The sequence below is a fragment of the Pseudomonas prosekii genome, assembly GCF_900105155.1.
GTDB lineage: Bacteria > Pseudomonadota > Gammaproteobacteria > Pseudomonadales > Pseudomonadaceae > Aquipseudomonas > Aquipseudomonas prosekii.
Genome location: NZ_LT629762.1, coordinates 725,608 through 738,662, shown reverse-complemented (window position 1 = coordinate 738,662; position 13,055 = coordinate 725,608). Strand labels below are relative to the sequence as shown.

Here is a 13,055-nt window from a genome sequence, read left to right as displayed (position 1 = left end):
ATCACCGTTTGCTTTTGATGATGGTGCCCAGGCCTTGCAGATAGGCCACCAGCGCGTCCATTTCGGTTTTGCCCTTCACAGCATCCTTGGCACCGGCGATGTCTTCGTCGGTGTAAGGAACGCCGAGCGTGCGCAAGACTTCCATTTTCTTCGCGGTGTCTTTGCCGTCGAGCTTGTTTTCCACGAGGAACGGGTAGGCCGGCATTTTCGACTCAGGCACGACGTTGCGCGGGTTGTACAAGTGCGCACGTTGCCAGTCATCGGAGTAACGACCGCCGACACGGGCCAGGTCCGGGCCGGTACGCTTGGAACCCCACAGGAACGGGTGATCCCAGACGCTTTCACCGGCGACCGAGTAGTGGCCGTAACGTTCGGTTTCAGCACGGAACGGGCGGATCATCTGCGAGTGGCAGCCGACACAACCGTTGGCGATGTAGATGTCGCGACCTTCCAGTTCAAGCGCGGTGCGAGGCTTCATGCCTTCGACCGGCTTGTTGGTGACGTCCTGGAAAAACAGCGGAACAATTTGTGTCAGGCCGCCGATGCTGACGGCGATGACCATGAAGAAGGCCAGCAGGCCAATATTCTTCTCGACTGCTTCATGCTTCATCAGTGAGCTCCAACTACAGCAATCTGAGCGGCGGCTTCGGCTTCAACCGGGTTCGAGGCACGTACGGTACGCCATACGTTGTAGGCCATGAACAGCATGCCGCTGGCAAAGAACGCACCGCCCAGGGCGCGAACGATGAAACCTGGATGGCTGGCTTGCAGCGCTTCCACGAACGAGTAGGTGAGGGTGCCGTCGTCGTTGATTGCACGCCACATCAGACCCTGGGTGATGCCGTTGACCCACATCGAAGCGATGTACAAAACGGTACCGATGGTCGCGAGCCAGAAGTGCGCGTTGATCAGGCCGATGCTGTGCATCTGCGCGCGACCGAACAGTTTCGGGATCATATGGTAGATCGCGCCGATCGAGATCATCGCCACCCAGCCGAGCGCGCCGGCGTGTACGTGGCCGATGGTCCAGTCGGTGTAGTGCGACAGCGAGTTGACCGTCTTGATCGCCATCATCGGACCTTCGAAGGTCGACATGCCGTAGAACGCCAGCGAGACCACGAGGAAGCGCAGGATCGGGTCGGTGCGCAGCTTATGCCAGGCGCCCGAGAGGGTCATCATGCCGTTGATCATGCCGCCCCAGCTTGGCGCGAGCAGGATGATCGACATCGCCATGCCCAGCGACTGAGCCCAGTCCGGCAGAGCGGTGTAGTGCAAGTGGTGCGGACCGGCCCAGATGTACAGGGTGATCAGCGCCCAGAAGTGCACGATCGACAGACGATAGGAGTAGATCGGGCGTTCGGCCTGCTTCGGTACGAAGTAGTACATCATCCCGAGGAAACCGGTGGTCAGGAAGAAGCCCACCGCGTTGTGCCCGTACCACCACTGGATCATCGCGTCAGTCGCCCCGGCGTAAGCCGAGTAGGACTTGAAGAAACTCACCGGCAGGGAGGCGTGGTTGACGATGTGCAGCATCGCCGTCACGACGATGAAGGCACCGTAGAACCAGTTGCCGACGTAGATGTGTTTGGTTTTGCGCTTGGTGATGGTGCCAAAGAACACCAGACCGTAGGAAATCCAGACAATGGCCAGCAGAATAGCCAATGGCCATTCCAGTTCCGCGTATTCCTTGGTGGTGGTGTAACCCAGCGGCAAGGTAATGATCGCGCCGACAATGACCGCTTGCCATCCCCAGAAGGTGAAGGCTGCGAGGCTGTCGGAAATCAGTCGCGTTTGGCAGGTTCGCTGCACGACGTAATAAGAAGTGGCAAACAATGCACATCCACCGAAGGCGAAAATCACCAGGTTGGTGTGCAACGGGCGTAAGCGTCCAAAGCTCGTCCACGGTAAACCGAAGTTCAATTCCGGCCATACCAGTTGCGAGGCGATGAAGACACCAAGCCCCATGCCAAGGATCCCCCAGACCACCGTCATGATGGCGAACTGGCGGACTACCTTATAGTTATAAGCAGTCGGACTGATTGCTGTGCTCATTCTAAGGTTCCACGGTTTGGGTGTTTTATTAGGAGTAAAAATCGGCCGCAAGTATGGATAAAGAAGGGGGTCATTGCAACGCACCATGACCTGGGTCAATGCTTTCAAAAGCTGATTCTGCGGCCTTTCCATGCGCCGCGTAAGGACAAAATTGCCCCCGGACAAAATGCCGCAGCGGATGAAAAAGGTAAGGGCTTCAGGTCAGTTGTTACGGGGTGTGTTCAAACCCGACAAATTGCCGATCGAGGGCATTTCGCATGACAGCCGGTATCTACCAGCCTTTGCGGCCTGTCACCGAGCAGATTTGTCTGACACATCGGCTGATTTCGACCTTGAACCGGTACTTTGCCAGTCCACATCGATCAAGCGTAGACCCGAATCCGGGTAACCGAAAGGACGACGGGGGGAGGGTGCGACAATGGGTCGCAAAGAAGCAGGGAACTGCCGCATCCGGGAGAATGCGGCAGCAGAGCGGTCGAGAATTATTCGCTTTTGCTTTCAGCCTGCAAGCGCTCGGTGCTGACACCCTGCGAGAGGCTGTACACGTAAGCCGCGAGCAGTTGAACCTTGTCGTTGCCTAGCAGCTCGTTCTGCGCCGGCATATGGCCCTGACGACCATGGCGAATGGTCTGCTGCAATTGCGCCAGGCTGGCGCCATAGATGAAGCCGGCCGGGTGCGTCAGGTTTGGCGCGCCCATCGCTTCAGTGCCTTGGCCGTTGGCGCCATGACAGGCGACGCAGGTGGTGCTGAACGCTTGCTGACCGGCGAGCAGATCGGCAGTGCTGTCAGCCGGCAGCGGCAGGCCGGCCAGTTCGTGACGCACGTAAGCGGCGACGTTTTTCACCCCGGCCTCGCCGAGAATCTCGCCCCAGGCCGGCATTGCCGCTATCCGCCCACCCATGATGGTGGTCTTGATGGTGTCGGCGTTACCGCCCCAGCGCCAGTCGCTGTCCGCCAGGTTGGGGAAACCGAAGGCGCCCTTGGCATCCGAGCCGTGGCACACCGAGCAGTTGGAGGCGAACAGGCGACCGCCCATCTTCAACGCTTGCGGGTCCTTGGCCACTTCTTCCACGGGCATTGCGGCGAACTTGGCGAAGATCGGGCCAAATCGCGCGTCAGCCTTGTCCATTTCCTTTTCCCATTCGTGAACGCCGGTCCAACCGTCCTCGTAGCCGGGCAGGATGCCTTTCCAGTTGCCCAGGCCCGGATAAAGCACCAGGTAACCGATGGCAAACACCAACGTGCCGGCGAACAGCATGAACCACCACTGCGGCAACGGGTTGTCGTACTCCTCGATGCCGTCGAAGCTGTGGCCCATGGTCTGGTCGACGCTGCCCTTGGTTTCGCCCTTGCGCGTGCCGATCAGCAGCCAGGTGAGGCCGATCAGGCTGCCGATGGTCAGTACGCAAATCCACGCACTCCAGAAGGTGGTCATGGGCGGGTGCTCCTTGTTTCAGGTTCTTGAGTGGCGTCAGCGGACAACGGTTCATCGGCGAACGGCAGCAAACGCGCTTCGGCGAATTGCGCGCTGCGCTTGCCGCTGAATACCCACAGCGCCAGGCCGACGAAGGCCAAAAACACCACGACTGTGCCGAGGCCGCGGATCATCCCACTGCTCATCACGCTGACTATTTCAAAGGGAATGGCCATGGCTCACCTCTTGCTCTTGATGGCAGTGCCGAGCACTTGCAGGTAGGCGACCAGCGCGTCCATTTCGGTTTTGCCCTTGAGCGAAGCGACGGCACCGCTGATGTCATCGTCGCTGTACGGCACGCCGAGGGTGCGCATTGCCTTGATCTTGGTTTCGGTGTGGCTGCTGTCGAGCTGATTAGCGACCAGCCATGGGTAGGCCGGCATTTTCGATTCCGGCACGACGTTGCGCGGGTTGTACAAGTGCGCGCGGTGCCAGTCTTCCGAATAGCGACCGCCGACCCGCGCCAGGTCCGGCCCGGTGCGCTTGGAGCCCCACAGGAACGGGTGATCCCAGACGCTTTCACCGGCCACCGAGTAGTGCCCGTAACGTTCGGTTTCGGCGCGAAATGGCCGGATCATCTGCGAATGGCAGCCGACGCAGCCTTCGCGGATATAGATGTCGCGACCTTCCAGTTGCAGCGCGGTGTAGGGCTTCATGCCTTCGACCGGTTTATTGGTCACGTCCTGGAAGAACAGCGGCACGATCTGTGTCAGGCCGCCGATGCTCACAGCAAAGATCATCAGCAACAGCAGCAGGCCGACGTTTTTCTCGATTGTTTCGTGTTTCATGGCGGACTCCTCAGGCCATCTGCGCGGCAGCGGCGGCTTCGGCAGGCTGCGAGGCCCGCACGGTGCGCCAGGTGTTGTAGGCCATCAGCAACATGCCGCTGAAGAAAATCGCCCCGCCGACCAGCCGCACGACGAAGCCCGGATGGCTGGCCACCAGGGTTTCGACGAAGGAATAAGTCAGCGTGCCGTCTTCGTTCACCGCACGCCACATCAGGCCCTGGGCGATGCCGTTGACCCACATCGAAGCGATGTAGAGCACGGTGCCGATGGTCGCGAGCCAGAAGTGCGCGTTGATCAGGCCGATGCTGTGCATCTGCGCGCGGCCGAAGATTTTCGGGATCATGTGGTACAGCGCGCCGATGGAAATCATCGCCACCCAGCCGAGCGCGCCGGCGTGGACGTGGCCGATGGTCCAGTCGGTGTAGTGGGAGAGGGCGTTGACGGTTTTGATCGCCATCATCGGCCCTTCGAAGGTCGACATGCCGTAGAACGCCAGCGAGACCACGAGGAAGCGCAGGATCGGGTCGCTGCGCAACTTATGCCAGGCGCCCGACAGCGTCATCATGCCGTTGATCATCCCGCCCCAGCTCGGTGCCAGCAGGATCAGCGACATCACCATGCCCAGCGACTGCGCCCAGTCCGGCAGCGCGGTGTAGTGCAAATGGTGCGGGCCGGCCCATATGTACAACGTGATCAGTGCCCAGAAGTGCACGATCGACAGGCGATACGAGTACACCGGGCGCTCAGCCTGTTTCGGCACGAAGTAATACATCATCCCGAGGAAGCCTGCGGTCAGGAAGAAACCTACCGCGTTGTGCCCGTACCACCATTGCACCATGGCGTCGGTGGCGCCGCCGTACAGCGAGTAGGACTTGGTCCAGCTGACCGGGATTTCCATGTTGTTGACGATGTGCAGAATCGCCACGGTGACGATGAACGCCCCGAAGAACCAGTTGCCGACGTAGATGTGCTTGGTCTTGCGCTTGGCCAATGTGCCGAAGAACACGATGGCGTAGGCGACCCAGACGATGGTGATCAGGATGTCGATCGGCCATTCCAGCTCGGCGTATTCCTTGGAGCTGGTGTAACCCAGCGGCAGGCTGATGGCCGCCAGCAAGATGACCAACTGCCAGCCCCAGAAGCAGAATGCGGCGACTTTCGGTGCAAACAGTTGAGTCTGGCAGGTGCGTTGCACCGAATAGAACGAACTGGCGAACAGGGCGCAACCGCCGAAAGCGAAGATCACCGCGTTGGTGTGCAACGGACGCAGGCGCCCGAAACTGGTCCACGGCAAATTGAAGTTGAGTTCGGGCCAGACCAATTGGGCCGCGAGAAAAACCCCGAGCCCCATGCCGACGATGCCCCATACCACCGTCATAATGGCGAATTGGCGGACCACCTTGTAGTTGTAGGCGGTACTGATAGAAGTGTTCATGGTTCCCCATCCACGGTTCAGCCGAAGTGAAGGCGCGTCTTCGCAACCACGTCGCGAGGCAAGCGCTTCCTTCGCCTGGAGTTATAGGCAGACTAAAAGCGAGGCAAGCATGGACAAACAGCACAAGGCCAGTATTGACGGGGATCAATGGGCGCGGTGCGTGGCCGAACGTGGTTGGCTTTGGGATGCGGCGCTGAAGCCGTCATCGACCACGTTGATCCTGGCCCACGGTGCCGGTGCGCCGATGGACAGTGCCTGGATGAACGACATGGCTGCGCGCCTTGCGGCGTCTGGGGTCAACGTGTTGCGCTTCGAGTTTCCATACATGGCGCAACGGCGGGTGGATGGCGGTAAACGCCCGCCGAATCCGGCGCCGAAACTGCTCGAATGCTGGCGCGAGGTGTACGCCGAGGTGCGACGCCATGTCACTGGGCGTTTGGCCATCGGCGGCAAGTCGATGGGCGGGCGGATGGCCAGTTTGCTCGCCGATGAGTTGGGCGCCGATGCTTTGGTGTGCCTGGGTTATCCGTTTTACGCGGTGGGCAAACCGGAGAAACCCCGGGTCGAGCATTTGGCCGGGCTGCAGACGCCGGCCTTGATTGTCCAGGGCGAACGCGATGCGCTGGGCAATCGTCAGGCGGTCGAGGCTTATGACTTGTCGCCGAGTATCGAGGTGTTCTGGTTGGTGGCCGGGGATCATGATTTGAAGCCGTTGAAGGCTTCGGGATTCAGTCATGAGCAGCATTTGGCGGCTGCGGCGGGGCGGGTGGTTGCGTTTCTTCAGTGATTTTTCCGTGTGGCGAATGGCCCCTTCGCGGGCAAGCCTCGCTCCTACAGGTTAATAGTGTCTGCATGAGTGGCGCATAACCCGTAGGAGCGAGGCTTGCCCGCGAAGAGGCCCGCACAGACATCTGCATTTTCATAGGTGGCAATAAAAAACCCGGAAGCTCTCGCCCTCCGGGTTTTTGTTATCGCCAGTTCAATCAGCGGTTAAACCGCTCCACCAGCGAATACTGGGTATTGGCGGTCTTGGTCAGTTCTTCACTCAGCAACGCCGAGTGCTGTGCCTGTTCCGACGTCTGGTCCGCCAGGTGCGAGATGTTGCTGATGTTGCGGCTGATCTCTTCCGCTACCGAGCTCTGCTCTTCGGTCGCGGCAGCAATCTGCGTGGTCATGTCGGTGATGTGCGCCACCGCTTCGCTGATCCCGATCAACGCCTGATCCGCTTCCAGCACCCGCGCCACGCCTTCTTCAGCCTGACGATGGCCGGCATCCATGGTTTGCACGGCAGTGTTGGCGGTTTGCTGCAGCTTGGCGATCAGCGCATGAATCTGCCCGGTCGACTCGCTGGTGCGTTGCGCCAGTTGCCGCACTTCGTCAGCCACTACCGCAAAACCACGGCCCATTTCACCGGCACGCGCCGCTTCGATGGCCGCGTTCAACGCCAGCAGGTTGGTCTGGTCGGCGATGCCTTTGATCACATCGACCACGCCACCGATTTCGTCGCTGTCCTTGGCCAGTTGCGTCACGGTCATCCCGGTTTCACCGACCACCACCGACAGGCGCTGAATGGCTTCGCGGGTTTCCCCGGCAATGTCGCGACCGCGACCGGTCAGGCGATTGGCTTCCTGCGTGGCATCAGCGGTGCGCTGCACGTGGCTGGCGACTTCCTGAGTGGTGGCGGCCATCTGATTGACGGCGGTGGCCACTTGCTCGGTTTCGACGCGCTGGCGTTCCAGGCCGCTGGAGCTCTTGTGCGCCAGCGAGTCGGATTGCTTGGCTTGCTCGGTCAAGTGCTCGGCGGTGTCTTGCAGCCGGGTCAGGCAGGTTTTCAGGCGTGCTTCCTGGCTGAGAATCGACATCTCCAGACGCGCCTGGGCGCCGCGACTGTCGGTGTACATCTGCGCAATCAGCGGATCGGACGTGGTCTGCCCGGCCAGCACCAGCAACCGCTTGAGGCCGCGCTGTTGCCAGGTCAAACCGAGCAAGCCCAGCGGCACCGACAGCGCCGCCGCCAGGGCAAAACCCCAATGCGAGTTGAGCGAGGCGCCGATCATGAAGCTCAGTTGGCTGACCAGAATGAACGGCACCCAATCCTGCAGGATCGGCAGCCATTTATCCGTCGAAGGAATCGCCGACTTGCCCTGATTGATGCGTTGGTAGAGCGCTTCGGCCCGGCGGATCTGCTCGGCGGTGGGTTTGACCCGCACCGACTCGTAACCGACCACTTGATTGCCTTCAAACACCGGTGTGACGTAGGCGTTAACCCAATAGTGGTCACCGGTCTTGCAGCGATTCTTGACAATGCCCATCCATGGCAAGCCTTGTTTCAAAGTGCCCCACATATGCGCGAACACCGCTGCCGGCACGTCGGGGTGACGTACCAGATTGTGCGGGGCACGGATCAGCTCCTCACGGGAAAACCCACTGATTTCGACGAAAGCGTCGTTGCAGTAAGTGATCACGCCTTTGGCGTCGGTCGTCGAAATCAACCGTTGCTGAGCCGGGAACGTCCGTTCGCGTTGTGTCGTGGGTTGGTTATTACGCATGGCTTTTTCAATCCGTGAGGCTTTGACAGGGTGTCGGCATCGAGTCGGATTTGTTGAAGTTTATTTTTCAATAACCGGCGGTGCGTCGCAGAAATGAGCATTGCGTTGGATTGGATTTCCGTTAAACGCATAACCCCCTTGTAGGAGTGAGCCTGCTCGCGATAGCGGTGGGTCAGTCAACATTTGCAGCGGCTGACGCACCGCCATCGCGAGCAGGCTCACTCCTACAGAGGGCGGTGTTGCACGCATAAACCTTGTGGGAGCGAGCTTGCTCGCGATGGGGCCATTACATTCAGCATCAATATCGCCTGATCCCCCGCCATCCCGAGCAAGCTCGGTCCCACAGTGGATTGGCGGTATTCAGAGAGTTTGTGCTCCACGCAAAACCCCCTTGTGGGAGCGAGCTTGCTCGCGATGGGGCCATTACATTCAGCATCAATATCGCCTGATAAACCGCCATCCCGAGCAAGCTCGGTCCCACAGTGGATTGGCGGTGTTCAGGGAGTTTGTGTTCCACGCATGACCCCTGCGGGCTTAGCGCTCGGCACACACAAAAACACCGCCCGAGGGCGGTGTCTGGTTTGGCGCGTTGGTTAGGAGGCGATCAACTGCCGCAACACGTAATGCAGGATCCCGCCAGCCTTGAAGTATTCCACTTCGTTCAGCGTATCGATCCGGCACAACACGTCGACTTTCTCGCTGCGCCCGTCTTCACGGGTAATCACCAGCGTCAGGTTCATCCGTGGCGTCACTTCCACCCCGGTCAGGCCGAGGATATCCACAGTTTCCTTGCCGGTCAGGTTCAGGCTCTTGCGATTCTGATCCAGTTTGAATTGCAGCGGCAGCACGCCCATGCCCACCAGGTTGGAACGGTGAATACGCTCGAAGCTTTCGGCGATAACCGCTTTTACCCCCAACAAGTTAGTACCTTTCGCCGCCCAGTCGCGGCTGGAACCGGTGCCGTATTCTTGCCCGGCGATCACCACCAGCGGCGTGCCCGACGCTTGATAACGCATCGCCGCGTCATAAATCGGCAAACGCTCGCCGGTCGGAATGTAAATGGTGTTGCCACCTTCCTCACCGCCAAGCATTTCGTTGCGAATCCGGATGTTGGCGAACGTCCCGCGCATCATCACTTCGTGGTTGCCGCGCCGCGAACCGTAGGAGTTGAAGTCGCGCGGCTCGACGCCTTTCTCTTGCAGGTAGCGCCCGGCGGGGCTGTCGATCTTGATGTTGCCGGCCGGCGAGATGTGGTCGGTGGTCACCGAATCGCCGAGCAGCGCCAGCACATTGGCTTTCCTCACGTCCTGAATCACCGGCAACGGCCCGCCGATGTCATCGAAAAACGGCGGATGCTGGATGTACGTCGAATCTTCCTGCCAGACATACGTCGCCGCTTGCGGCACTTCGATCGCTTGCCACTGCTCGTCACCGGCAAACACTTCGGCGTATTCCTTGTGGAACATCGACGTGTTGACCTGACTCACCGCATCCGCAATCTCTTTGGTGCTCGGCCAGATGTCGCGCAGATAAACCGGATTACCGTCCTGGTCATTGCCCAGCGGCTCGCTGCTGATGTCGATGCGCACCGTGCCCGCCAGCGCGTAAGCAACCACGAGAGGCGGGGAGGCCAGCCAGTTGGTTTTCACCAGCGGGTGCACCCGGCCCTCGAAGTTGCGGTTGCCGGACAACACCGACGCCACGGCCAGATCGGCTTTCTGAATGGCTTTCTCGATCGGCTCGGGCAGCGGCCCGGAGTTGCCGATACAGGTGGTGCAGCCGTAACCCACCAGGGCAAAACCCAACTGATCGAGGTATTGGGTCAGACCGGCGGCGTTGTAATAATCGGTGACCACTTTCGAACCCGGTGCCAACGAACTCTTGACCCACGGTTTGCGCGTCAGGCCTTTCTCGACGGCTTTTTTCGCCACCAGACCGGCCGCCATCATCACGCTCGGGTTGGAGGTGTTGGTGCAGGAAGTGATCGCAGCGATCACCACCGCGCCGTTTTTCAGGCGATAGGTGTGGCCATCCGATTCGTATTCCGCTTCGCCGACCAAATCCGCGTTGCCGACCGCAACACCGCCGCCGCCCTCACTTTCCAGGCGACCTTCTTCTTTACTGGTGGGTTTGATTTGCAAGCCAAGGAAGTCACTGAAGGCCTGGGCGACGTTCGGCAGCGACACGCGATCCTGCGGGCGTTTCGGCCCGGCGAGGCTGGCTTCGACGCTGCCCATGTCCAACTCGAGGCTGTCGGTGAAAACCGGTTCCTTGCCCGGCAGGCGCCACAGGCCTTGGGCCTTGGTGTAAGCCTCGACCAGTTTCACCACTTCCGGCGGACGGCCAGACAGGCGCAGGTAATCCAGCGTCACGTCGTCGACCGGGAAGAAGCCGCACGTCGCGCCGTATTCCGGGGCCATGTTGGCGATGGTCGCGCGGTCGGCGAGGGGCAGGTCAGCGAGGCCGTCGCCGTAGAATTCGACGAATTTGCCGACCACGCCTTTCTTGCGCAGCATCTGCGTGACGGTCAGTACCAGGTCAGTCGCGGTGATGCCTTCCTTGAGTTTGCCGGTGAGTTTGAAACCGATCACTTCCGGGATCAGCATCGACACCGGTTGGCCGAGCATCGCTGCTTCTGCTTCGATCCCGCCGACACCCCAGCCGAGTACGCCGAGGCCATTGATCATGGTGGTGTGCGAGTCGGTGCCGACCAGGGTGTCGGGGAACGCGTACGTGCGGCCGTCCTCGTCCTTGGTCCAAACGGTGCGGCCGAGGTATTCGAGGTTCACCTGATGGCAAATCCCGGTGCCCGGTGGCACCACGCTGAAGTTGTCGAAGGCGCTTTGGCCCCAGCGCAAAAAGGCATAACGCTCGCCGTTGCGCTGCATTTCGATGTCGACGTTCTGTTCGAAGGCGCTGGAACTGGCGAATTTATCGACCATCACTGAGTGGTCGATCACCAAGTCCACCGGCGACAACGGATTGATCCGCTGCGGGTCGCCGCCGGCCTTGGCCATCGCGGCGCGCATGGCGGCGAGGTCGACCACCGCCGGCACGCCGGTAAAGTCCTGCATTAATACCCGGGCCGGGCGGTATTGAATTTCGCGGTCGGAGCGACGCTCCTTGAGCCACGCGGCAATTGCCTTGAGGTCGGCGCCGGTGACGGTTTTTGCGTCCTCCCAGCGCAGCAGGTTTTCCAGCAGGACTTTCAACGACATCGGCAGTTTGTCGAGGTCACCGAGGCTTTTGGCAGCGTCGGGCAGACTGAAATAGTGGTAAGTCTTGTCGTCGATTTGTAGGGTTTTAAGGGTTTTCAGGCTATCGAGGGACGGCATTTGAAATGACTCCTTTAAGTCCGCACGGCTACGGACTTGGGGGACGGACAGAGCATTAAACCTAGCCCTGTTTTAAGTAGCTGGCTAATAACTGGACTCTATCGACAAGTCCAAGGTTCCGAACTCGGCTATCATGCGCCGGTTTTCGTGACAGGCTTTGCTTCAACGCAAGCCTGGGCATCGCGCAGTGGCTGAATTCTCGCCATCTGCCCAGGAGTAAGAATGAACACCCTATTTATGCATTGCCGGCCGGGCTTCGAAGGCGAAGTCTGTTCCGAGATTTCCGAACACGCCGCGCGGCTGAATGTGGCCGGTTATGCCAAGGCTAAAACCGCCAGCGCCTGCGCCGAATTCATCTGCACCGAAGAAGACGGCGCTGCGCGCCTGATGCGTGGCCAGCGTTTCGCCGATCTGATCTTCCCGCGCCAATGGGCGCGCGGGATCTTCATCGATCTGCCGGAAACCGACCGCATCAGCGTGATCCTTGCGCACATTGCCGACTTCCCGGTGTGCGGCAGCCTGTGGCTGGAAATGGTCGACACCAACGATGGCAAGGAGCTGTCGAACTTCTGCAAGAAGTTTGAAGTTCACCTGCGCAAGGCCCTGATGGCTGCCGGCAGACTGGTGGAAGACGCAAGCAAGCCGCGCCTGTTGCTGACGTTCAAAAGTGGCCGTGAAGTGTTTGTCGGTCTGGCTGAGTCGAACAACTCGGCGATGTGGCCAATGGGCATTCCGCGCCTGAAGTTTCCGCGTGACGCGCCAAGCCGTTCGACGTTGAAGCTGGAAGAGGCCTGGCACCATTTCATCCCGCGCGATCAGTGGGACGAGCGTCTGCACAGCGACATGACCGGCGTCGACCTCGGCGCGGCACCGGGCGGCTGGACCTGGCAACTGGTCAACCGCGGCATGCTGGTAACCGCCATCGACAACGGCCCGATGGCCGAAAGCCTGATGGACACCGGCCTGGTGCAGCATTTGATGGCGGACGGTTTTACTTTCAAGCCGCGTCAGCCAGTGGACTGGATGGTCTGCGACATCGTCGAGAAACCGGCCCGTAATGCGGCGATGCTCGAAGAGTGGATTGGCGAGGGACATTGCAGCGAAGCGGTGGTCAACCTCAAGTTGCCGATGAAACAGCGTTACGCCGAAGTAAAACGCTTGCTGGAACGGATTGCCGAAGGCTTCAAGGAGCGCGGGATCAAAGTCGAAATCGGCTGCAAACAGCTGTACCACGACCGCGAAGAAGTGACCTGCCATTTGCGCCGGATAGACGTGAAGAAACCTAAATCCCGCTGAGTCGCGCCCGTATTGCGGCGCGCCACCCAACCTTGTGGGAGCGAGGCTTGCCCGCGAAGCTTTTAGCGTCTTCAAGGACGCCTTCGCGGGCAAGCCTCGCTCCCACAAGGGCGGGGCGGTGTTAT

10 protein-coding genes are annotated in these 13,055 nt (G+C 60.1%); 2 read left to right on the top strand and 8 right to left on the bottom strand.

The window, feature by feature from the left end:
* Position 1: 1 nt before the first annotated feature.
* The 6 genes from ccoO (BLU01_RS03385) to ccoN (BLU01_RS03360) all read right to left on the bottom strand — a co-directional run bounded on the left by ccoO (BLU01_RS03385) (position 2) and on the right by ccoN (BLU01_RS03360) (position 5,750).
* Positions 2-610, bottom strand: coding sequence for a cytochrome-c oxidase, cbb3-type subunit II (gene ccoO, locus BLU01_RS03385; RefSeq protein ID WP_018925301.1), 609 nt, complete (start codon positions 608-610; stop codon positions 2-4).
* Positions 610-2,052, bottom strand: coding sequence for a cytochrome-c oxidase, cbb3-type subunit I (gene ccoN / locus BLU01_RS03380; protein WP_092270819.1), 1,443 nt, complete (start codon positions 2,050-2,052; stop codon positions 610-612). Before ccoN (BLU01_RS03380) ends, ccoO (BLU01_RS03385) begins: the two co-directional genes overlap by 1 nt.
* A 482-nt stretch (positions 2,053-2,534) precedes the next feature.
* Complete coding sequence (ccoP, locus tag BLU01_RS03375) at positions 2,535-3,488, bottom strand: cytochrome-c oxidase, cbb3-type subunit III (protein ID WP_092270816.1); 954 nt, start codon at positions 3,486-3,488, stop codon at positions 2,535-2,537.
* The gene (locus tag BLU01_RS03370; protein ID WP_092281452.1) at positions 3,485-3,685 is read right to left on the bottom strand and encodes a cbb3-type cytochrome oxidase subunit 3; all 201 of its coding nucleotides are present in this window, start codon (positions 3,683-3,685) and stop codon (positions 3,485-3,487) included. The genes ccoP and BLU01_RS03370 overlap by 4 nt, the downstream gene beginning before the upstream one ends.
* Before the next feature lie 21 nt (positions 3,686-3,706).
* Positions 3,707-4,315: a cytochrome-c oxidase, cbb3-type subunit II gene (gene ccoO, locus BLU01_RS03365; RefSeq protein ID WP_092270813.1), complete on the bottom strand. Its 609-nt coding sequence runs from the start codon at positions 4,313-4,315 to the stop codon at positions 3,707-3,709.
* Between the two features lie 10 nt (positions 4,316-4,325).
* Positions 4,326-5,750 carry a cytochrome-c oxidase, cbb3-type subunit I gene (gene ccoN / locus BLU01_RS03360; protein ID WP_092270808.1) on the bottom strand — a complete coding sequence of 475 codons (1,425 nt, stop codon included), beginning with the start codon at positions 5,748-5,750 and terminating at the stop codon, positions 4,326-4,328.
* 109 nt (positions 5,751-5,859) lie between these two features.
* On the opposite strand from ccoN (BLU01_RS03360), the gene BLU01_RS03355 reads away from it, so the two are divergent.
* Positions 5,860-6,537 carry an alpha/beta family hydrolase gene (locus BLU01_RS03355; RefSeq protein WP_092270805.1) on the top strand — a complete coding sequence of 226 codons (678 nt, stop codon included), beginning with the start codon at positions 5,860-5,862 and terminating at the stop codon, positions 6,535-6,537.
* 196 nt (positions 6,538-6,733) lie between these two features.
* Here BLU01_RS03355 and BLU01_RS03350 read toward each other — a convergent pair whose 3' ends face one another.
* Together BLU01_RS03350 and acnA are read right to left on the bottom strand one after the other, a co-directional pair.
* Positions 6,734-8,299: a methyl-accepting chemotaxis protein gene (locus tag BLU01_RS03350; RefSeq protein ID WP_092270802.1), complete on the bottom strand. Its 1,566-nt coding sequence runs from the start codon at positions 8,297-8,299 to the stop codon at positions 6,734-6,736.
* Positions 8,300-8,892: 593 nt separating this feature from the next.
* Positions 8,893-11,634: an aconitate hydratase AcnA gene (gene acnA / locus BLU01_RS03345; RefSeq protein WP_092270799.1), complete on the bottom strand. Its 2,742-nt coding sequence runs from the start codon at positions 11,632-11,634 to the stop codon at positions 8,893-8,895.
* A 222-nt stretch (positions 11,635-11,856) separates the two neighbouring features.
* Between acnA and rlmM the strand changes: the two genes are divergently transcribed.
* Positions 11,857-12,930 (top strand): 23S rRNA (cytidine(2498)-2'-O)-methyltransferase RlmM, encoded by a 1,074-nt coding sequence (gene rlmM / locus BLU01_RS03340; RefSeq protein ID WP_092270796.1) that lies wholly within the window; start codon positions 11,857-11,859, stop codon positions 12,928-12,930.
* Positions 12,931-13,055: the final 125 nt, after the last annotated feature.